We start from the raw sequence: 18,707 nt of genomic DNA, 5'->3' as shown, positions 1-18,707 counted from the left end.
ACTGATGATCACGCAATCCTCGCCCGCCCCCCGAACCACACCCGATTCCGATGCTCCGCTGTCGCTCGCCGACGCGCAGGCGCTCGCGTGCCGCTTCGCGGTGCCCGTCGACGCGTGTGACACGGTGACGCTGCGCGACGCACTCGATCGCGTGCTCGCGGCCGACGTGAACGCGCCGTTCGACTTTCCCGCGTACGACAACTCGGCGATGGACGGCTATGCGTTCGACGGCAGCGCCGGCACGCACGCATCGCAGCAAGCGGAGCTCACGCTGACGGTCGCCGGCACCGCGCTCGCCGGCCATCCGTTCGACGGCGCCATCGCCGCCGGATCATGCGTGCGCATCATGACGGGCGCGCCGATGCCGGCCGGCTGCGATACGGTGATTCCGCAGGAACGCGTGCGCGTCGACGGCGACACGATTCACTTCGCCGCACACGACATCGCACGCGGCGCGAACTGCCGCAAGGCCGGCGAGGATCTCGCGCGCGGCGCGTGCGCGCTTGCCGCGGGCCGCATCCTGCGGCCGTCCGATCTCGGCCTGCTCGCGTCGTTCGGCATCACCGAGGTTTCGGTGCGCCGGCGCGTGCGGGTCGCCGTGTTCTCCACCGGCGACGAACTGCGCGAGCCCGGCGAGCCGCTCGGCCCCGGCGCACTGTACGACAGCAATCGCGGGATGCTGATCGCGATGCTCGAAAGGCTGCATGTCGATGCGGTCGATCTCGGGATCGTCCGCGACGGCCCGGCCGCGCTCGAAGCCGCGTTGCGCGGTGCGGTCGCCGCGCAGGCCGACGCAGTGATCACGTCCGGCGGCGTATCGGTCGGCGAAGCCGACTTCACGCGCGACGTCATGGCCCGGCTCGGCGACGTGACATTCGCGAGTCTCGCGCTGCGCCCCGGGCGGCCGCTCGCGTGCGGCACGCTCACACGCGCGGCCGACGGCGCCGGTCATACGCTGTTTTTCGGGTTGCCCGGCAACCCGGTCGCGTCTGCCGTGACGTTCTATGCAATCGTGCGCCCCGCGCTGCTGACGCTGGCCGGCGCGCAGGCCCAGCCGCCGTCGATGCATACGGCACTCAGCACCCACGCGCTGAAGACGCGCCCGGGCCGCACCGACTACCTGCGCGGCATCGCGACGCGCGCCGCCGACGGCCGCTGGCACGTCGCACCGGCCGGCTCGCAGAGTTCCGCGTCACTGAGCGGCCTCTCGGCCGCCAATTGTTTCATCGTCCTGGGCCACGATACCGCGGCAGTCGACGCGGGCACCCCGGTCGACATCCTGCCGCTCGACGGCCTGATCTGAATTCCACTATCGGTAAATCTCTACGGGGGCAATCCGCACATGAAGAAACAAATTTCGTCGATCGCCGCGGGGCAGACCGCCAAGGCGCTGATCCTCGTCTACCTGACGTTCAGCGTGCCGATCGTGCTGCTCGGCATCCTCGTCGCGTACGTCCGCTACGGGATGGTCGAACTGAGCACGATCCTGAGCGCGCTGCTGCTGAACGCCATCCTCGGCTTCGTGCTGCTGTGGATCGCTTGCCACGCGTACAACTGGGTCGCATCGCGCTTCGGCGGCATCGAGATCGTGCTGTCCGATCCGCCGGAGGAAGCGTGAGCGGCACACCGCTGATCCGCGCGGCGCAGGCACGCGACGTCGGCGCGATCCTCGCGCTGATGCGCGAGTTGGCGGCGTTCGAGAAGCTCACGCACCTGTTCGTCGCGACCGAAGCCGATCTCGCCGACGCGCTGTTCGGCACGCAGCCTGCCGCCGAGGCGCGGGTCGCCGAACAGGACGGCGCGATCGTCGCGTACGCGCTGTTCTTCCACAATTATTCGACGTTCCTCGGCCGTCGCGGCCTCTATCTCGAGGATCTGTACGTGCAGCCGTCGCAGCGCGGCACGGGCCTCGGCACCGCGATGCTGCGTCACCTCGCGGCACTGGCCGTCGAGCGACGTTGCGGGCGCTTCGAATGGTCGGTCCTCGACTGGAACCAACCGGCGATCGATTTCTACGAAAAGATGGGCGCGACCGTGCTGCCCGACTGGCGCATCGTCCGCGTCACGGGCGACGCGCTGGGCACGCTCGCCGGGCATTGATCGCGGGCCGGCCGCGTCGTCAAGTGATTCAAAAGAAAACGGGCGCCGCAGCGCCCGTTTTTGCTTTCCGGCCGATGTCGACCAAGTGTGTCATGCGTCGTCCGCATCGGCGCCATCGCTACCTTCCGCGCCGAGCAGCCCGGCCGCCGTGTCGCCCGGCAGCGCCTCGACCTGCTTCAGCTTGCGGCTCATCACGCGCGTACGCTGCTCGGCGGACTCGATCGAGCGCGTGACCGTTTCGAGCTGCGCCTTGGTGCGCGCGAGCACGTCGCCGAACTTGCCGAACTCCGTCTTCACTGCGCCGAGCACCTGCCACACCTCGCTCGAGCGCTGCTCGATCGCGAGCGTGCGGAACCCCATCTGCAGGCTGTTCAGCAGTGCGGTGAGCGTCGTCGGTCCCGCCACCGTCACGCGATAGTCGCGCTGCAGCAGGTCGGTCAGCCCCGGGCGACGCAGGATCTCCGCATAGAGTCCTTCAGTCGGCAGGAACAGCAGCGCGAAATCGGTCGTGTGCGGTGGCGAGACGTACTTCTCGGCGATCGTGCGCGCCTCCAGCCGCACGCGTGCTTCGAGCGCGCGGGCCGCTTCCTCGACCGCCACCGCATCGGCGCGCTCCTGTGCGTCGATCAGCCGCTCATAATCCTCGCGCGGGAATTTCGCGTCGATCGGCAGCCACACGGGCGGCGCGTCGCGCGTGCCGGCATCGCGCCCCGGCAGCCGGATCGCGAACTCGACGCGCTCGCTGCTCTTCGGCACCGTCGCGACGTTCTTCGCGTACTGCTCGGGCGTCAGCATCTGCTCGAGCAGCGCCTCGAGCTGTACTTCACCCCAGGTGCCGCGCGTCTTCACGTTGGTCAGCACCTTCTTCAGGTCGCCAACGCCCGCCGCGAGCGTCTGCATCTCGCCGAGCCCGCGATGCACCTGCTCGAGCCGGTCCGACACGAGCTTAAACGATTCGCCGAGCCGCTGCTCGAGCGTCGCGTGCAGCTTCTCGTCGACGGTGCGGCGCATCTCCTCGAGCTTCGCCGCGTTGTTCGTCTCGATTTCCTTCAGCCGCTGTTCGAGCGTCGCGCGCACCTCGCCGATCCGGCGGTCGTTCGCTTCGGTCAGTTGCGTGAGCTGCCGGTTCAACGTGTCGCCGAACAGCCTGAGTGCGCCCGTCTGCTCCTCGCGCGCCTGCTGCGCCTGCCGCTGCACGCTCTCGCGCATCGCGTCGAACTGCTGCGCATTGCCGGCGACGAGCTTGCCGAGCTGCTGCGCAAAACCTTCGATCTGGTTGTTCTGCACGGTCGCCACGCTCGTCAGCTGCGCGGCGAGCGTCTGCTGAAGCTGTGCGAAGCTGCCGGCCAGCTCGGTGCGCGAGCCGCGCGCGTTCTCGACGATCTCGCCGCGCAATTCGCGTTCGAGCCGCTCGACCGCGCGCGCCTGCGCATGCGCGGCGTCCTCGATCTGGTCGCCCAGTACCGCCGCATCGTCGTGGCGGCCACCGCCACGCACGAGTGCGACGATCGCCACCGCAAGCGCAACGGCCAGCACGACGACCGCCGCAAGCAACAACGTCATCGTCATACGCGCGGCTTCCCGATCACGTCAGGGTTGATCGGATTCGACGGCTGCCCTGCGCACGGCCCTTCGCCCAGCGCGGCGATCAGGTTGTCGGCGGCGAGGTTCGCCATCGCGCGGCGCGTTTTTTCGGTCGCGCTCGCGATATGCGGCGTCAGCACGACGTTCGGCACCTCGAGCAGCGCCGGATGGACCGTCGGCTCGCCTTCGTACACATCGAGGCCGGCCGCGGCGATCGTCCCGTCGCGCAGCGCGACGGCCAGCGCCGCGTCGTCGACGATCCCGCCGCGCGCGATGTTGGTCAGCGTCGCGGTGGGCTTCATCTTCGCGAGTTCGGCCGCGCCGATCGTGTGATGGTTCTCCTTCGTGTACGGCAGCACGAGCACGACGTGATCGGCACGGGCGAGCAGCGCATCCTTCGACACGTATTCGGCATTCAGCTCGGCCTCGATCTCGGGCGCGACCCGCGACCGGTTGTGATAGATCACCTGCATGCCGAAGCCGCGCGCACGGCGCGCGAGCGCCTGGCCGATGCGCCCCATCCCGATGACGCCGAGCGTCGAGCCGTAAATGTCAGTGCCGAGGAAACCGTCGTACGCCCACTTCTGCCAATGGCCGGCCCGCAGCCAGTGCTCGGATTCGGCAATCCGGCGTGCAGCGGCCATCATCAGCGCCCAACCGAAATCGGCAGTCGACTCGTTCAGCACGTCGGGGGTGTTGGTGCCGAGCACGTTCGCCGCGTTGAACGCGGTCATGTCGAAATTGTTGTAGCCGACCGCCATGTTCGCCACGACGCGCAGGCGCGGCGCCGCCGCGAGTTCGGCCGCGCCGACCGGGTCGCCGGCCGTCAGTGCGCCGTCCTTGTCGGCCAGACGCGCGGCGAGCGCATCGGGTGCGAGTGCGTCGCCGTTGTTCCAGTCGACGTCGAAATACTGCTTGAGGCGCTCGATCACGTCCGGAAAGATCGGACGCGCGACCAGGATCTTCTGCATCGCCATCTCCGCATGCCGCGGACGGATCGCAGCGCACCGTGCGCCGCCGGGACCGCCCACCCTAGGTTGAAAATCGTCAGCTTACGCCGTGAAGAAGATCCACGACGTCAGCAGGAATACCGGTATCAGCACGACCAGCGCCCAGCCGAGATACGCAAAGAAGCTCGGCATCTTCACGCCGCGTGATTCGGCGATCGCCTTCACCATGAAGTTCGGCGCGTTGCCGATATAGCTGTTCGCGCCCATGAACACCGCGCCCGCGGAAATCGCGGCGAGCGTCGACGCGCCGGTCGTCATCAGCGACTGCGCATCGCCACCCGCGAGGTTGAAGAACACGAGATAGGTCGGCGCGTTGTCGAGGAACGACGACAGGATGCCGGTCGCCCAGAAGTACATCGCGTCGATCGGCTTGCCGTCCGGCCCCGTGACGAGATGGACGATCTGCGCGAATGCGCCGTCGGCACCTGCGCGCAGGATCACGATCACCGGCGCGATCGTCACGAAGATCCCCGCGAACAGCTTCGCGACTTCCTCGATCGGCGCCCAGTTGAACGCGTTGCCCTCGCGCGCGGAGCGCGGCGTCAGCGCGAGCGACGCGAGCGTTACGACCACGAGCGCGACATCGCGCACGAGATTCTGCAGCGCGACATGCGTGCCCCACACGTCGAACGTGATGCCCGGCTTCCACACGCCGCTCATCAGCACCAGGCCGATCACGGCTGCGAGCAGCACGAAATTGATCTTGCCGTCGATCGACAGCCTGTCGCTGTCCGGCGTCGGATCGAGCACGGCCGGCCGCTCCTCGTCGCCCTTGCGGTAGAAGTACGTATCGAGCGCGAAGAACAGCGCCAGCAGCACAACGCAGATGAACAGCATCGGCAGTGCGAGATGCGTGGTCGTCCAGAAGAAGCTCACGCCATTCAGGAAACCGAGGAACAGCGGCGGATCGCCGAGCGGCGACAGCGAGCCGCCCGCGTTCGCGACGAGGAAGATGAAGAAGATCACGACGTGCACGACATGCTTGCGGTTGTCGTTGGCGCGCAGCAGCGGCCGGATCAGCAGCATCGCGGCGCCCGTCGTACCCATCACGCTCGCGAGCAGCGTGCCGAGCGCGAGGATCGCGGTGTTCAGCTTCGGCGTGCCGTGCAGGTTGCCGTTCACGCAGATGCCGCCCGCGACCGTATAGAGCGCGGTGAGCAGCACGATGAACGGGATGTATTCCTCGAGCAGCGCATGCACGAGCGTGCCGAACGCGGTGCCCGCGCCGAACGCGAACGCAAACGGGATCAGGAACACGACCGCCCACCCGGCCGCAATCTTGCCGAAGTGGTGATGCCAGAACACGGGGGCGACGAGCGGGAACAGTGCGATGGACAGCAGGATCCCGGCGAACGGGATACCCCAGAGTGCGGACAGCGTGGCACCGTCGAGCGTTGCGGCCGATGCAAGCGCGGGAACGGCGCCAAGCGCGATCCCCGACGCCATGCCCGCCCAGGCGGCATGTCGTTTCATGCGGAACTTCCTTGTTCGAGTGGTAGTGAATGCAGCGGCGCGTCACGCGCCCCGTACAACGATCACGTGAACGCGGTACGGGCCGTGCGCGCCCAGTACGATGGTCTGCTCGATATCGCCCGTGCGCGACGGGCCCGACACGAAATTGACCGCGCGCGGCAATTCGCCACGCTCCGAGCGGATCAGCGCAAATGCGTCTTCATGACCGGCGACGATCCGCGACGCGGGAACGATTGCAATGTGCGTTTCCGGCAGCAGGCCGGCCGACGCATAGGTGTCGGGGCCGGACAGCAGCACCAGCGAGCCCGTTTCGGCGGTCGCGCAAAAACAGCCGGTGAGGCCGACCAGATCGCCGTCGCGCGGCTTGCGGCATTCGACCGACAGGCCTGCGCCCGCCCAGTCGAAATCGGCCAGCGTGCGCCACGCGACGGCCTGCGTCGGCAGGCCGTGAGCGGAAAGGTAGCGAGCCGCGGCGGCCGGGACCTCGGCAAGCGTCGCGACTTCGTCGACCGTCGTCGACAGGCGTGCCGCTTCGTCGACGAATGCAGCGACGAGATCGGCCGGCGCCGGCGGGCGCGGGCCCTCCGGATGACGGGCGAGGTAGTCGGCAACGCCGTCGCGCTCGGCCGAATCGGGTTCGGCCGCACGCCCCTGTGCCGCGCGAATGCGCGCGAGGATCTGACGACGGGCAGCGGAAGTGTCCATGAACGGTCCTCGTGACGTTGGCGGGCGATACCGTCGGATTATACCGGCGGACCTCTCCGCAACGCAGTTTTGGCCGTTCGGCCGACGCCTACTTCGACGCGTCTTCCTCGACCGGCTGCGCGATGCCGAACACCTGGCGCAGGTACGCGAGATACGCCTTGTCGTCGCACATGCTCTTGCCCGGCGAATCCGACAGCTTCGCGACCGGCTGGCCGTTGCAGCGGACCATCTTGATCACGATCTGCAGCGGCACGTAGCCGAGATCGTTGGTGAGGTTCGTGCCCACGCCGAACGCGAGCTTGCAGCGGCCACGGAACCGTTCGTACAGCTGCATGACCTTCGGGATGTCGAGCGCGTCCGAGAACACGAGCACCTTGGTACGCGGGTCGCAACGGTTCGACTCGTAATGGCGCAGCATCCGCTCGCCCCATTCGAACGGATCGCCCGAATCGTGGCGCGCGCCGTCGAACAGCTTGCAGAAGTACATGTCGAAGTCGTTCAGGAATGCATCCATCCCGTAGACGTCCGACAGCGCGATCCCGAGGTCGCCGCGATATTCCTTCGCCCACATCTCGAAGCCGTAGATCTGCGAATCGCGCAGCCGCGGGCCGAGCGCCTGGCAGGCCTGCAGATACTCGTGCGCCATCGTGCCGAGCGGCGTGATGTCGTGCTTCATCGCATAAAGCACGTTGCTCGTGCCCGCGAACTGCGGGCCGAGGCCGTCGCGCAGCGTGAGCGCGACTTCCTCGTGCCAGACTTTCGAGAAGCGCCGGCGCGTGCCGTAGTCGGCGATCTTGCAGTCGGCGAATTCGGGCTTCGCGCCGAGCAGCTTGATCTTCTCGCGCAGCCGCTCGCGGCCTTCGCGATAGTCGGGCTCGCGCTGCGTGTTGCGGAAATACACTTCGTTGACGATCGCGAGCACCGGGATCTCGAACAGGATCGTGTGCAGCCACGGCCCCGTGATCTCGATGTCGATTTCACCGTTGCCCTTCGGCGACGGCGTGATCGAGATGTATTTCTCGTTCAGGTGGAACAGCGCGAGGAAATCGACGAAATCGCTCTTGATGAAACGCATCCGCCGCAGGTAGTCGAGTTCGACGTCCGAAAAACGCAGCGCGCACAGGCCGCGCACCTCGTCGCGGATCTCGTCGATGTACGGCACGAGATCGACGCCGGGCGTGCGGCACCGGAAACGGTATTCGACGCTTGCAGCGGGGAAGTGATGCAGGACGACCTGCATCATCGTGAACTTGTAGAGATCCGTGTCGAGCAGCGAAGTGATGATCATGATTACGGCACCGCCAATATCGTGACAGGGCCTCGGCGCACCCCGCGCCGCCCGGTCTGTCGGCCATGTTACCCGAATGCGGGCCCGACCATCGTGAAACCGCCTGCCGCCCGGCGCCGGTCGCCCCGCCCTACCGGCGCACGGGACAGGCGCCCCGTTGGTGCGCCCCTTCGGCGAGCCCCCCGGACGCCCCTATAAACTAATCACGAAACGATATAAGCCGGATAGCCGACCACGCCATGCGGGTTTTGCGCTTCAGTTACAATGCCGGTTTTGGCGCATACGCCACCCCATATATACCGCCAAGCAGGAGCGTTTTAATGACTCACGTTGTGACCGAAGGCTGCATCAAGTGCAAATACACGGATTGCGTGGATGTGTGCCCGGTGGATTGCTTCCGTGAAGGTCCCAACTTTCTCGCCATCGATCCGGACGAGTGCATCGACTGCGCCGTGTGCGTCGCCGAGTGCCCGACCAATGCGATCTATGCCGAAGAAGACGTTCCGGGCGACCAGCAGCAGTTCACCGCGCTGAACGCCGAGCTGGCGAAGGACTGGCCGTCGATCACGAAGACCAAGCCGGCACCGGCCGACGCAGACGAGTGGAAAGACGTGCAGGACAAGCTGCACCTGCTCGAGCGCTGATCGCGCAGCGGCCGCAAAAAATTTTGTGCGCCGTGGCTCAAAAGTATTGACGACCTGATCAACGCTCCATATAATCTCGTTTCTCTGCTGTTGATGTTTGTTCCCCGATAGCTCAGTCGGTAGAGCGCCGGACTGTTAATCCGTAGGTCCCTGGTTCGAGCCCAGGTCGGGGAGCCAAAAACGCATAGGCCCATTGAAAGTGGACGGGCTTTTTCCTGGTAGACAAACAAGCATGCAGATGTACCGATTTATTCCCCGATAGCTCAGTCGGTAGAGCGCCGGACTGTTAATCCGTAGGTCCCTGGTTCGAGCCCAGGTCGGGGAGCCAAATAGCGAAAGGCCCGTCAATCGACGGGCCTTTTGTTTTTCCGGTCCGACTTTCGTCGCCCGGTCGCGCGCATGCTAGAGTCTCTGTCCCGCATTCGCATCCGGTTCCATCGATGAAGCACCGCCTCCTCCGCTCGGCCCCCTTCGCCCTCCTGCTTTCCGCGTTCGCCGCGGCGCCGCTCGCGCACGCAGAGGAGGTCGGCAGCGTCAACACCCATTTCCGCGTCACGGGCTCCGATCGCGTGGTCGTCGAAGCGTATGACGATCCGGTCGTGAACGGCGTGACCTGCTACGTGTCGCGCGCCCGCACCGGCGGGATCAAGGGCACGCTCGGCGTCGCCGAGGATCCGAGCGAAGCGTCGATCGCATGCCGCCAGGTCGGCCCGATCAGCTTCAAGGAGCCGCTCAAGCAGCAGACCGACGTGTTCAGCGAGCGCATGTCGTTCATCTTCAAGACCCTGCACGTCGTGCGCGTGGTCGACGCCAAGCGCAACACGATCGTCTACCTGACCTACAGCGACCGCATCGTCAGTGGCAGCCCGAAGAACGCCGTCACCGCGGTACCGATGCCGGCCGGCACGACGATTCCGGTCAAGTAAAGCCCGCGCCTGCCGGGCGCGCGAACGATACACTGTCGATTCGACCGCTTCCGCGCCCGATCATGTCCGCCACCCGCCTTCCCGACTCCGCACGCTACTGGCGCACGCCGCTGCTGCCGGATGCGGATCTCGTCACGGCCACCTATCGCGATCACTCGTTCGCCCCCCACTGGCACGACGCGTACACGATCCCCGTGATTCTCGAAGGCGCGGAACGCTTTACCTATCGCGGCAGCGGCTATGTCGCCGAAACCGGCTCCGTACCCGTGATCAATCCCGGCGAAGTGCATACGGGTTCGCGCGCGGCCGACGAGGGCTGGTGCTATCGCGTCAGCTACATGCCGGTCGAATTCATCCGCGAACTCACCAGTGCGATCGCCGGCCGCCCGCAGGACGCGCCGTGGTTTGCGCCCGGCGTGATTCGCGACGCCGATCTTGCGACCAGGCTCACGCTGGCGCACCGGATGATGGAAGCCGGCAGCGAGCGCGCACTGCCCTCGCAGGCGCACGGGCAGCCAGCTGACGATCCGGCGAGCGGCGCACCGCGCATCTACGATCCGCTCGCCGCCGAAACGGCGATGCTCGACGCGTTGTCGACGCTGATCGTGCGCCATGCCGACGCACTGCCGCGACCAGCGCCGTTCGCGGCAGACGAACCGCGCGTCGACGCGATGCGCGAGCGGCTCGCCGCCGATCTCACGTGCACGGTGACGCTCGACGAAGTCGCACAGGCTGCGGGCCTGTCACCGTTCCACGCGGCGCGCCTGTTCACCCGCACGACCGGCATGCCGCCGCATGCCTGGCGCAACCAGTTGCGCTTGCAGCGCGCGCTGGCGCCGCTGCGCGCGGGCGTGCCCGTCGCCGACGTCGCGGCGGCCAGCGGCTTCGTCGACCAAAGCCACTTCACACGGCATTTCAAACGCATGTTCGGCGTGCCGCCCGGGCGCTGGCAGGCGAGCTGACGCGCAGCGTCCGGCCGGCCCCGCGATACCGTCGGCGCCGGCAGGCGGGCAAGCACCGCCCCGATCCTGCGAGCGCAAGAACATACAAGCCGGCACACCCCCTGGCCGCTATCCTCCCGTTGATGGAGGAGCCCCCTTTGAACCCGACACCCGTATCACCTGCCCGCCGCCCATTGAACGAATGGCTCGACGGCGCGCGCGACACGATCCCGATGATGATCGGCGCCGCCCCGTTCGGCGTGATTTTCGGCACGCTCGTTGGCGGCGGCCCGCTCGCCGCATGGCATGGCGCGCTGATGTCGCTCGCCGTATTCGCGGGCTCCGCGCAATTCATCGCGCTCGGCCTGATCGCGGGCAGCGCCAGCTTCGCCGTCGTGCTCGCGACCACGCTGATCGTGAACCTGCGTCACCTGCTGTACAGCGCGACGCTCGCGCCCTATGTCGCACACCTGCCGCTGCGCTGGCGTGCGACGCTCGGCGCACTGATGACCGACGAGGTGTTCGCGGTCGCCTATGCGCACTACCGGCATTTCCCGCCGGGCGCGATCGGCCCTCACTATTTCTTCGGCTCGGGGCTCGCGATGTACCTGAACTGGCAGGTCTGGACACTCGCGGGGATCGGCTTCGGCGCGGCATTTCCAGGCCTGCAGACGCTCGGTCTCGATTTCGCGATGGCGGCAACCTTCATCGCGATCGTCGTCCCGCAACTCGGCACGCTGCGCTATTTTGCGGCGGCCGTGACGGCCGGCACGCTCGCGTACTTCTGGCAGGGCTGGCCGTACAAGCTCGGGCTGCTCGGTGCGGTCGCCGCCGGCGTCGCGATCGGCGTCGCACTCACGCTGCTGCACGAACGCACGCGCGCCGGCTCGCGCACGGAGGCGGCATCGTGAGCTACGCGCTGCTGATTCTCGGGATGGCCGTCATCACCTACGCGATCCGCTCGACGCTGTTTCTGTTCGGCGAACGGCTGACCTTCCCGCCGCTCGTGCGGACCGCGCTCGGCTTCGTGCCCGTCACCGTGCTGACCGCGATCATCGTGCCGATGACCGTCTCGCCGCATGGCGGCACGGCCGAGCTGACCTGGCGCAATCCACAGCTCGTCGGCGCGCTCGCTGCCGTGCTCGTGTCGGCAGCCACCCGCCGCCCGCTCGTGACGATCGCGGCAGGGCTCGCGGTGTTCTTTTTCTGGCAAGGGGTCGTGCTGCCCCACTGGCTACCCGCCTGAGTACACGCTCGGTCACGCGCGCTCAAGTTTCCGTACGGCACGCCGATATAGGAGATGAAGACCCGCCACCGGCCTCGGCGCGCACCGGTCAGTCGACGCGGCGCCCGTCCCGGTGCGCCGCGCCGGCCGCCGGCTTGCGCGGGCCGCCATCGAGACGATTCATGGGCCAGATCACCCTTTCCCTCAAGGACGACACGCTCGAGTCCCTGCGCAAGGACTACGACGCGTTCGTGCGCGTGTCGCTGAAACTCGACCCGCAGTTCGCGACGCCGTCGTTCGAGGATTTCCTGCGCGCCAAACTGCTCGACAACATGGTGCCGCTGACCGAGCACGCGGTGCAGCGGATGCTGCAGGGCGGTCAGTACGCGTGGGCAAAACGCACGCTCGACAAGGAATTTCCGGACGTCGTCGCGATCCTGATGCGGCAGGCCGGCGAATTCGGATTCGGCTTCGCGTCACGCTCCGAATGGACCCCCGACGAACTCGCGAAGGCTTGCCGCGACTGGGCGAAGGCGATCGTCGCCGAAGCGCAGGGCGACCCGTCGCTGATCGATCCGCTCGCATCGCAGATCAAGGGGGCGGCGCAAGACATCCAGGCGCTCGAGGAACTGATGCAGACGCCTGCATGGCGACTCGCGGAATCGCTGCGACAACGGGTCTACGAGGCCAAGCTCGCGTGCGAGATGAGCGTCGGCAGCACCGCGCGCGACAAGCTCGGCGAGCTGCGCGGACTGCTGCGGCTCGGGCTCGCGCACGGCTCGTTCCAGAAACAGGAAGCGCAGCAGATCATGGAATACCTGCGGCTGCTGAAGCCGGAGATCTTCGTCGAGGAGCCTTACGACGTCTTCGCCCGCCTCGCCGCGTGGCTGCGCAGCGTATTCACCCCGGCCGCCGCGCGGCCGGCGCAGGGTCAGGGACAAGGGCAAAGCCAACGGCGGCCGTAACGCCGCGCCCGGTCGCATCAACCCATGAAAGCGGCCCGACTCGCGCAACGCGAACCGGGCCGTCGGATGGCCGCCGTCGCGACGCACCGTCCAGGACGAACGTCGCGCGGCGCCGGGCACCGCTTACTGCGTGGCGCCCTGGGCCGACGCACCGCCCTCCGCGCCGACCGATGCGCCGCCTTCGGTCGCTTCACCAGCCTTCGCCTTGGCCGAGCCGACATGGCTCTTGGCCGACTTCGCAGCGTGCTTCGTGTGCTTCTTGGCCGAGTGGACGGCCGACGACGCCATATCCTTCGCGCCATCGGCCGCCGCGCCGACCGCATTGCCCGGCGCGTTCGCGCCCGCACTGCCCTGCATGCCGGCACCGGCACCGGCACCCGCAGCCGGCGTCTGCGCCTGTACGCCGGCACCGGCTGCGCCCTGCACCGCCGCGCCCGTCTGGGCCAATGCGGCCGAAGTGGCGAACGCCGTCAGCGCGGCACCGATCAGCATCGTACGAATCTTGGACATGGCAATTCTCCTCAGGAAGTCGTGAGCCCGGACCGCAACGATGCGGCCCGTTGCATCCCCCGCCGCAATACGCGGCAGGTACGACAAAAGACCCGCGGCCCGCGCGGCCGGTTCTCGAATCTCTCAGACTGTTACCCACCGTTTCATTTGCTGACGAATGGCTCACACTCCCTGACAACTGCGTGCGGCAGCCGGCCGCGCTCGCGCACCGGCCCGCGGTGCCGTATGATGCGGGGCGACTCCTCCCGCGCATTGCGCCCCCTCTTCGTCATGCCCAATCTGGATTTCACGCTGACCGGCGAATACGTCGAGCTGCATAACCTTCTCAAGATCACCGGCCTCGCGGACAGCGGCGGCACCGCGAAGCTGATCGTCGCGTCCGGCGCGGTGAAAGTCGACGGCGCGGTCGAACTGCGCAAGACCTGCAAGATCCGCGCGGGCCAGGTCGTCCTGCTCGGCGACACGCGCATTGCCGTGCGCGAAGCCTAGGGCCGACGGTTCCCCCTGCCTGCGACATGGCCATCGGCGCGCGCGTTCGACACGGTTCGAATAAAGCCGTAAGCTAGCCCTCTCTCAAAATAAATACATATAGCGCGGGCCCGCACCCGCGCGAGCGCCCATTCCATGTCGCATTCCGGTCTTACGCGGACGGCTGCCACCCCGCCGTCCCTGTCCAGTCACGCCGCCGATACCGCGCGCCTCGCTGCGCCGCTCGCGATCGCACAGTTGTCGCAGATGGCGATGAGCGTCACCGACACCGTGCTGCTCGGCTCGCTCGGCCCCGATTCGCTCGCGGCGGGCGGGCTCGGCGCGAACTTCTTCTTCGTCATCGTGACCGTGCTGCAAGGCGTGCTGTCGTCGGTCAGCGTCAGCGTCGCGCACGCGCGCGGCGCCAAGGCCGACGAGCGCGTACCGCACATCTACTGGACCGGCTTCGCGCTGTCCGTGCTGCTCGCGATTCCGGCCATCATCGCGCTGTCGCTGTCCGAACCGATCCTGCTGATGTTCCACGAGCCGCCCTTGCTCGCCCATCACGTCGGCGAATACACGGGCATCCTGCGCTTCGCCGCGCTCGGCAGCCTGATCGGCGTCGGGCTGATGCGCGCCTTCCTGCCGGCGATCGGCGCGGCGCGCCGGCTGCTGTGGGTGTCGATCGGCGGCGTCGGCGTCAACGGCGTACTGAACTACGGGCTGATCCACGGCGCGTTCGGGCTGCCACGCCTCGGCTTCCTCGGTTCGGCGGTCGCGACGACGATCACGATCTGGCTCACCGCGCTCGCACTGATCTGGCTGCTGCACGGCCGGCAACGCTTCCGTCATTTCGTCACCGCCGCGCGCCCGAAGCTGCCGATGATGGGCGAGCTGATCGGTATCGGCTGGCCCGTCGCGATCACGTACGGGGTCGAGTCGACGCTGTTCCTCGCGACCGGCCTGACGATCGGCGTACTCGGCGCGACGTCATTGGCCGCCCACCAGATCGCGCTGAACGTCGCGTCGGTGGCGTTCATGGTGCCGCTCGCGATCGGCCAGGCCGCCAACGTGCGGGTCGGTTACTGGGTCGGCGCCGGGGCACCCGTCGCCGCGCGGCATGCGGGCTTCGTCGCACTCGGCCTCGGTGTCGCGTTCATGACGCTGTCGGGCATCGTGCTGGTCGTCGCGCCGCATGCGATCGTCGGCCTGTACCTGAACCTCGACGATCCGGCCAACGCGGCCACCGTGTCGCTCGCCGCGTCGCTGCTCGGCATCGCCGCGGTGTTCCAGATCGTCGACGGCGCGCAGACTGTCGGGTCGGGTGCGCTACGCGGCCTGAAGGACACGCGCATCCCGATGCTCGCGGCGACCCTCGGCTACTGGGGCATCGGCTTTCCGACCGGCTACTGGTTCGCTTTCCACGTGGGCCTCGGCGCCCGCGGCCTCTGGTGGGGCCTCGCGGCCGGCCTCGCAAGCGTGGCCGTGCTGATGGCATGGCGCTTCCATCTGAAGAGCGCGTCGCTCGTGACGTCATCGCGCTGAGCGCGACAAGACACGAAATCCGGGCCGGCGCTATGCTAGTCGGCTGAAGACCCCAAGATGCCGCGCGAGCGGCGCAACTGCCTCACGATACGTCTGATTACGTCTGATGCCGCGCGACGACGCGTGGCCTTTCCCCTTTCCTGGAGGAGTGGATCATGAACGAAGCAGTTCGGATGGAACGCGATACGTTTGGCGAGATCGCCGTGCCGGCCGACCGGCTCTGGGGCGCGCAAACCGAGCGCTCGCTGCAGAATTTCCGGATCTCGACCGAGAAGCAGTCGCCCGAGCTGATCCACGCGCTCGCGATCGTCAAGCGCGCCGCAGCGGCCGTGAACCAGTCGCTCGGCGTGCTGGCCGACGACAAGGCGCGCGCGATCATCGACGCGGCCGACGAAATCATCGCCGGCAAGCATCCGCGTGAATTCCCGCTCGCGGTCTGGCAGACGGGCTCCGGCACGCAGACCAACATGAACCTCAACGAGGTGATCGCGAACCGCGCGAGCGAACTGATGGGCGGCGAGCGCGGCGAAGCGCGCAAGGTTCATCCGAACGACGACGTGAACCGCGGCCAGTCGTCGAACGACGTGTTCCCGACCGCCATGCACGTCGCGGCCGCGTACGCGATCGTCAACCACCTGCTGCCGGCGCTGCGCACGCTGCGCACGACGCTCGACGCGAAGTCGAAGGCGTTCGCCGACATCGTGAAGATCGGCCGCACGCACCTGCAGGACGCGACGCCGCTCACGCTCGGCCAGGAGTTTTCCGGCTACGTTGCGCAGCTCGACCAGGGCATCCGTCACGTCGAATCGGCGCTGCCGCACCTGTACGAACTCGCGCTCGGCGGCACCGCGGTCGGCACGGGACTGAACGCGCATCCGGAGTTCGCCGTGCGCGTCGCCGATGAAATCGGCAGGCTCGCGAAGCTGCCGTTCGTGACGGCGCCGAGCAAGTTCGAGGTGATGGCCGCCGCCGACGCGCTGGTGTTCGCGCACGGCGCGCTGAAGACGGTCGCGGCCGGCCTGATGAAGATCGCGAACGACGTACGCTGGCTCGCGAGCGGGCCGCGCTGCGGGCTCGGCGAGCTGTCGATTCCTGAAAACGAGCCGGGCAGCTCGATCATGCCGGGCAAGGTGAACCCGACGCAGTCCGAAGCAGTGACGATGCTGTGCTGCCAGGTGTTCGGCAACGACGTCGCGGTCAACGTCGGCGGCGCGAGCGGTAATTTCGAGCTGAACGTGTTCCGGCCGATGATCGCGCACAACGTGCTGCAGTCGGTGCGGCTGCTCGCCGACGGCGCACAGAGCTTCAACGATCACTGCGCGGTGGGCATCGAGCCGAACCGTTCGCGGATCGACCTGCTGCTGAACGAATCGCTGATGCTCGTGACGGCGCTCAATCCGCACATCGGCTACGACAAGTCGGCGCAGATCGCGAAGAAGGCGCACAAGGAAGGCACGACGCTGAAGGCGGCCGCGCTCGCGCTCGGCTACCTGACCGAGGCGGAATTCGATGCGTGGGTACGTCCCGAGCAGATGATCGGTTCGCAGTAACGGCAGGACGACGCGCGGCGCCCGCGGCGCTCAGACCGCGCCCTTCGCGACCTCTTCCGGTTTCATCTCGACGATCTTGTCGAGCGCGGCCCGCACGTCGGCCGCATATTTCGCGAGCACCTTCTGCTCGTCGGTCTCGGGCACGAAAGGCGGCACCGGCACCGGATTGCCGTTCTCGTCGACTGCGACGAACACGACGAGGCAATCGGTTGTCTGGCGCAGCATGCCGCCCTTCGGATCGCCGGCATGCACGGACACGTGAATGTGCATGCTGGTGCGGCCCGTCGCCACGACGCGCGCCTTCAGCTCGACCAGATTGCCGACCATGATCGGCCGCTGGAAACGGATGTTGCCGACGCTGACCGTCACGCAATAGCGGCTCGACCAGACGGCCGCGCATGCATAGGCGACCTCGTCGATCCACTTCATCAGCGCGCCGCCATGCACCTTGCCGCCGAAGTTCACGGACGACGGCTCGGCGAGGAAGCGGAATACGGTTTCGGTGCGGTCGAGGGCGGCCGGTACGGGGGATGGTTGGGACATCTTGTTGGCTCCAGGCGGCAGGGGCGCTGTAATCGGGCCATTATACGTTGCACTGCGGCAACGCGTCGCGGGGCGCCCCGTGTGGCGCGGCTGCCGGGGCTGTGCCCGGCACACGCACGGCCGGCACCGTTCAGCGGCGCACCGTGATGCCCTGATCGATCGTTCCGTACATCTCGATGCTGCCGCCGCGCTCGCCGGCCGCGCCCGCACCGCCCTGCGCACAGGCCGCGCAGACGAGTGCGGCCGCCAGCAAACAGAAAATCGTCTTCATCGTTGCGTCGTGTCACGTGCGGCAGCCCGCTGCGGCCGCTTCCGGCCATTCTACGCGCGCGCCGCGAGCGGCCGCAGCCCGGTTCGCATCGACGGCGCCCGCGCCACTGCATCCGACATTTCAGCCAGAAGCGAAACATCGAATGCGCGCGCCCACTACACTGAAGATCATCCCGCCTGACGAGACACGACGATGACCGACCAAGACGACCACCATTTTCCGGGCCTGAGCCGCATCGGCTCACTGATCGCCGACCCCGGGCGCGCCGCGATGCTGTGGGTGCTGATGGACGGCAGCGCGCGACCGGCAGGCGAACTGACGATGATCGCGGGGCTGTCGCCGTCCGCTGCAAGCGCCCACCTCGCGCGCTTGACCGAAGGCGGCCTGCTCGCGCTCGACGTGCGCGGCCGACATCGCTACTACCGGATCGCATCGGCCGACATCGCGGCATCGCTCGAGGCGCTCGCGAACGTCGCCCGCGCGGCCGCGCCGCATCGCCCGGTTCCGGCGCCGTCCCGCACGGTCCCGGCCGAACTGCGCTATGCGCGCACCTGTTACGACCACATGGCCGGCGAACTCGCGGTGCGCATCTTCGACGGGCTCACCGCGCGCGGCTGGCTGCTTGCCGACGGCGATGCGATCGAGGCCACCGAACTCGGCACCCAGGCGCTCGCGCAATGGGGCATCGACGTCGCGCAGCAGCGCACGCGCCGGCGCCGCTTCGCGTGCGGCTGTCTCGACTGGAGCGAACGGCGCTCGCATCTCGGCGGCGCGCTCGGTGCAGCGCTGCTCGAGAGCTTCTGCGCGCACGGCTGGATCGAACGCGCAGCACGGCCTCGCGTGCTGCGCGTCACCGTGCCCGGACAGCAGGTTTTGGACGAGTGGCTTACGTCCGCTTGACGCCAGCATTGCATCTGCGCGACAGCAGCGCACGATCGACAGGTTTTGTTACATCCCGT

At 67.6% G+C, this 18,707-nt stretch carries 21 protein-coding genes and 2 tRNA genes; 15 read left to right on the top strand and 8 right to left on the bottom strand.

Annotated elements, in window-relative coordinates; translation table 11 throughout:
- Positions 1 to 4 precede the first annotated feature (4 nt).
- Genes glp through HWX36_RS08640 form a run of 3 tightly spaced genes read left to right on the top strand, consistent with a single transcriptional unit; the run spans position 5 to position 2,100 of the window.
- A complete protein-coding gene (gene glp / locus HWX36_RS08650) occupies positions 5 to 1,303 on the top strand; it encodes a gephyrin-like molybdotransferase Glp (RefSeq protein WP_175951709.1) in 1,299 nt (432 codons plus the stop codon).
- A 39-nt stretch (positions 1,304 to 1,342) separates the two neighbouring features.
- Entirely contained in the window at positions 1,343 to 1,618 is a 276-nt protein-coding gene (locus tag HWX36_RS08645; protein WP_006401288.1) for a hypothetical protein, read from the top strand.
- Entirely contained in the window at positions 1,615 to 2,100 is a 486-nt protein-coding gene (locus HWX36_RS08640) for a GNAT family N-acetyltransferase (protein WP_175951708.1), read from the top strand. The genes HWX36_RS08645 and HWX36_RS08640 overlap by 4 nt, the downstream gene beginning before the upstream one ends.
- Before the next feature lie 90 nt (positions 2,101 to 2,190).
- On the opposite strand, the gene rmuC is transcribed toward HWX36_RS08640, so the two are convergent.
- The 5 genes from rmuC to pncB form a co-directional block, all read right to left on the bottom strand.
- Positions 2,191 to 3,669 carry a DNA recombination protein RmuC gene (rmuC, locus tag HWX36_RS08635; protein WP_175951707.1) on the bottom strand — a complete coding sequence of 493 codons (1,479 nt, stop codon included), beginning with the start codon at positions 3,667 to 3,669 and terminating at the stop codon, positions 2,191 to 2,193.
- Entirely contained in the window at positions 3,666 to 4,655 is a 990-nt protein-coding gene (locus HWX36_RS08630) for a D-glycerate dehydrogenase (RefSeq protein ID WP_175951706.1), read from the bottom strand. The genes rmuC and HWX36_RS08630 overlap by 4 nt, the downstream gene beginning before the upstream one ends.
- A gap of 81 nt (positions 4,656 to 4,736) precedes the next feature.
- On the bottom strand, positions 4,737 to 6,167 hold the full coding sequence (locus HWX36_RS08625) for a sodium:proton antiporter (RefSeq protein ID WP_175951705.1): 1,431 nt from the start codon (positions 6,165 to 6,167) through the stop codon (positions 4,737 to 4,739).
- Positions 6,168 to 6,209: 42 nt separating this feature from the next.
- Positions 6,210 to 6,872, bottom strand: a complete 663-nt coding sequence (locus tag HWX36_RS08620) for a lactate utilization protein C (protein WP_175951704.1) — start codon at positions 6,870 to 6,872, stop codon at positions 6,210 to 6,212.
- 88 nt (positions 6,873 to 6,960) lie between these two features.
- Positions 6,961 to 8,160, bottom strand: a complete 1,200-nt coding sequence (gene pncB, locus HWX36_RS08615) for a nicotinate phosphoribosyltransferase (RefSeq protein WP_175951703.1) — start codon at positions 8,158 to 8,160, stop codon at positions 6,961 to 6,963.
- Between the two features lie 320 nt (positions 8,161 to 8,480).
- On the opposite strand from pncB, the gene fdxA reads away from it, so the two are divergent.
- The 8 genes from fdxA (at position 8,481) to HWX36_RS08575 (ending at position 12,861) form a co-directional block, all read left to right on the top strand.
- Complete coding sequence (gene fdxA, locus HWX36_RS08610; protein ID WP_011351384.1) at positions 8,481 to 8,804, top strand: ferredoxin FdxA; 324 nt, start codon at positions 8,481 to 8,483, stop codon at positions 8,802 to 8,804.
- Between the two features lie 101 nt (positions 8,805 to 8,905).
- A tRNA-Asn gene (locus HWX36_RS08605) sits at positions 8,906 to 8,981 on the top strand.
- Between the two features lie 75 nt (positions 8,982 to 9,056).
- Positions 9,057 to 9,132, top strand: a tRNA-Asn gene (locus tag HWX36_RS08600).
- Positions 9,133 to 9,244: 112 nt separating this feature from the next.
- Positions 9,245 to 9,730 carry a CreA family protein gene (locus HWX36_RS08595; RefSeq protein WP_011351383.1) on the top strand — a complete coding sequence of 162 codons (486 nt, stop codon included), beginning with the start codon at positions 9,245 to 9,247 and terminating at the stop codon, positions 9,728 to 9,730.
- Between the two features lie 62 nt (positions 9,731 to 9,792).
- Positions 9,793 to 10,692 (top strand): AraC family transcriptional regulator, encoded by a 900-nt coding sequence (locus HWX36_RS08590; protein WP_175951702.1) that lies wholly within the window; start codon positions 9,793 to 9,795, stop codon positions 10,690 to 10,692.
- Between the two features lie 122 nt (positions 10,693 to 10,814).
- The gene (locus HWX36_RS08585) at positions 10,815 to 11,582 is read left to right on the top strand and encodes an AzlC family ABC transporter permease (protein ID WP_175951701.1); all 768 of its coding nucleotides are present in this window, start codon (positions 10,815 to 10,817) and stop codon (positions 11,580 to 11,582) included.
- Positions 11,579 to 11,917, top strand: coding sequence for an AzlD domain-containing protein (locus HWX36_RS08580; RefSeq protein ID WP_104768634.1), 339 nt, complete (start codon positions 11,579 to 11,581; stop codon positions 11,915 to 11,917). Before HWX36_RS08585 ends, HWX36_RS08580 begins: the two co-directional genes overlap by 4 nt.
- 161 nt (positions 11,918 to 12,078) lie before the next feature.
- Positions 12,079 to 12,861, top strand: coding sequence for a DUF4088 family protein (locus tag HWX36_RS08575; protein ID WP_175951700.1), 783 nt, complete (start codon positions 12,079 to 12,081; stop codon positions 12,859 to 12,861).
- A 123-nt stretch (positions 12,862 to 12,984) separates the two neighbouring features.
- Here the strand turns inward: HWX36_RS08575 and HWX36_RS08570 are convergent, their stop codons facing one another.
- Complete coding sequence (locus HWX36_RS08570; RefSeq protein WP_175951699.1) at positions 12,985 to 13,371, bottom strand: hypothetical protein; 387 nt, start codon at positions 13,369 to 13,371, stop codon at positions 12,985 to 12,987.
- 270 nt (positions 13,372 to 13,641) lie between these two features.
- Between HWX36_RS08570 and HWX36_RS08565 the strand changes: the two genes are divergently transcribed.
- The 3 genes from HWX36_RS08565 to fumC all read left to right on the top strand — a co-directional run bounded on the left by HWX36_RS08565 (position 13,642) and on the right by fumC (position 16,934).
- On the top strand, positions 13,642 to 13,860 hold the full coding sequence (locus tag HWX36_RS08565; RefSeq protein ID WP_006486208.1) for an RNA-binding S4 domain-containing protein: 219 nt from the start codon (positions 13,642 to 13,644) through the stop codon (positions 13,858 to 13,860).
- A 135-nt stretch (positions 13,861 to 13,995) separates the two neighbouring features.
- Entirely contained in the window at positions 13,996 to 15,384 is a 1,389-nt protein-coding gene (norM, locus tag HWX36_RS08560) for a multidrug efflux MATE transporter NorM (protein WP_175951698.1), read from the top strand.
- Between the two features lie 155 nt (positions 15,385 to 15,539).
- Positions 15,540 to 16,934 carry a class II fumarate hydratase gene (gene fumC / locus HWX36_RS08555; RefSeq protein ID WP_047850516.1) on the top strand — a complete coding sequence of 465 codons (1,395 nt, stop codon included), beginning with the start codon at positions 15,540 to 15,542 and terminating at the stop codon, positions 16,932 to 16,934.
- 30 nt (positions 16,935 to 16,964) lie between these two features.
- Here the strand turns inward: fumC and HWX36_RS08550 are convergent, their stop codons facing one another.
- Positions 16,965 to 17,477: an acyl-CoA thioesterase gene (locus HWX36_RS08550; protein ID WP_039370920.1), complete on the bottom strand. Its 513-nt coding sequence runs from the start codon at positions 17,475 to 17,477 to the stop codon at positions 16,965 to 16,967.
- Positions 17,478 to 17,607: 130 nt separating this feature from the next.
- Positions 17,608 to 17,748 (bottom strand): hypothetical protein, encoded by a 141-nt coding sequence (locus HWX36_RS08545; RefSeq protein ID WP_163008963.1) that lies wholly within the window; start codon positions 17,746 to 17,748, stop codon positions 17,608 to 17,610.
- 192 nt (positions 17,749 to 17,940) lie between these two features.
- Between HWX36_RS08545 and HWX36_RS08540 the strand changes: the two genes are divergently transcribed.
- Entirely contained in the window at positions 17,941 to 18,648 is a 708-nt protein-coding gene (locus tag HWX36_RS08540; protein ID WP_175951697.1) for a helix-turn-helix transcriptional regulator, read from the top strand.
- The last annotated feature ends 59 nt before the right edge of the window (positions 18,649 to 18,707 follow it).

This window comes from Burkholderia sp. BCC0405, assembly GCF_902833075.1.
GTDB lineage: Bacteria > Pseudomonadota > Gammaproteobacteria > Burkholderiales > Burkholderiaceae > Burkholderia.
Note: the sequence above shows the minus strand (reverse complement) of the source record. Positions and strands in the feature narration are given on the sequence as shown.

Coding starts and splice junctions, on each gene's coding strand:
- HWX36_RS08620 (WP_175951704.1), bottom strand. CDS start 6,872: ATGGACACTTCCGCTGCCCGTCGTCAGATCCTCGCGCGCATTCGCGCG.
- HWX36_RS08630 (WP_175951706.1), bottom strand. CDS start 4,655: ATGCAGAAGATCCTGGTCGCGCGTCCGATCTTTCCGGACGTGATCGAG.
- fumC (WP_047850516.1), top strand. CDS start 15,540: ATGAACGAAGCAGTTCGGATGGAACGCGATACGTTTGGCGAGATCGCC.
- HWX36_RS08625 (WP_175951705.1), bottom strand. CDS start 6,167: ATGAAACGACATGCCGCCTGGGCGGGCATGGCGTCGGGGATCGCGCTT.
- HWX36_RS08540 (WP_175951697.1), top strand. CDS start 17,941: ATGACCGACCAAGACGACCACCATTTTCCGGGCCTGAGCCGCATCGGC.
- pncB (WP_175951703.1), bottom strand. CDS start 8,160: ATGATCATCACTTCGCTGCTCGACACGGATCTCTACAAGTTCACGATG.
- fdxA (WP_011351384.1), top strand. CDS start 8,481: ATGACTCACGTTGTGACCGAAGGCTGCATCAAGTGCAAATACACGGAT.
- norM (WP_175951698.1), top strand. CDS start 13,996: ATGTCGCATTCCGGTCTTACGCGGACGGCTGCCACCCCGCCGTCCCTG.
- rmuC (WP_175951707.1), bottom strand. CDS start 3,669: ATGACGATGACGTTGTTGCTTGCGGCGGTCGTCGTGCTGGCCGTTGCG.
- HWX36_RS08595 (WP_011351383.1), top strand. CDS start 9,245: ATGAAGCACCGCCTCCTCCGCTCGGCCCCCTTCGCCCTCCTGCTTTCC.
- HWX36_RS08585 (WP_175951701.1), top strand. CDS start 10,815: ATGGAGGAGCCCCCTTTGAACCCGACACCCGTATCACCTGCCCGCCGC.
- HWX36_RS08575 (WP_175951700.1), top strand. CDS start 12,079: ATGGGCCAGATCACCCTTTCCCTCAAGGACGACACGCTCGAGTCCCTG.
- HWX36_RS08570 (WP_175951699.1), bottom strand. CDS start 13,371: ATGTCCAAGATTCGTACGATGCTGATCGGTGCCGCGCTGACGGCGTTC.
- HWX36_RS08590 (WP_175951702.1), top strand. CDS start 9,793: ATGTCCGCCACCCGCCTTCCCGACTCCGCACGCTACTGGCGCACGCCG.
- HWX36_RS08550 (WP_039370920.1), bottom strand. CDS start 17,477: ATGTCCCAACCATCCCCCGTACCGGCCGCCCTCGACCGCACCGAAACC.
- glp (WP_175951709.1), top strand. CDS start 5: ATGATCACGCAATCCTCGCCCGCCCCCCGAACCACACCCGATTCCGAT.
- HWX36_RS08645 (WP_006401288.1), top strand. CDS start 1,343: ATGAAGAAACAAATTTCGTCGATCGCCGCGGGGCAGACCGCCAAGGCG.
- HWX36_RS08565 (WP_006486208.1), top strand. CDS start 13,642: ATGCCCAATCTGGATTTCACGCTGACCGGCGAATACGTCGAGCTGCAT.
- HWX36_RS08545 (WP_163008963.1), bottom strand. CDS start 17,748: ATGAAGACGATTTTCTGTTTGCTGGCGGCCGCACTCGTCTGCGCGGCC.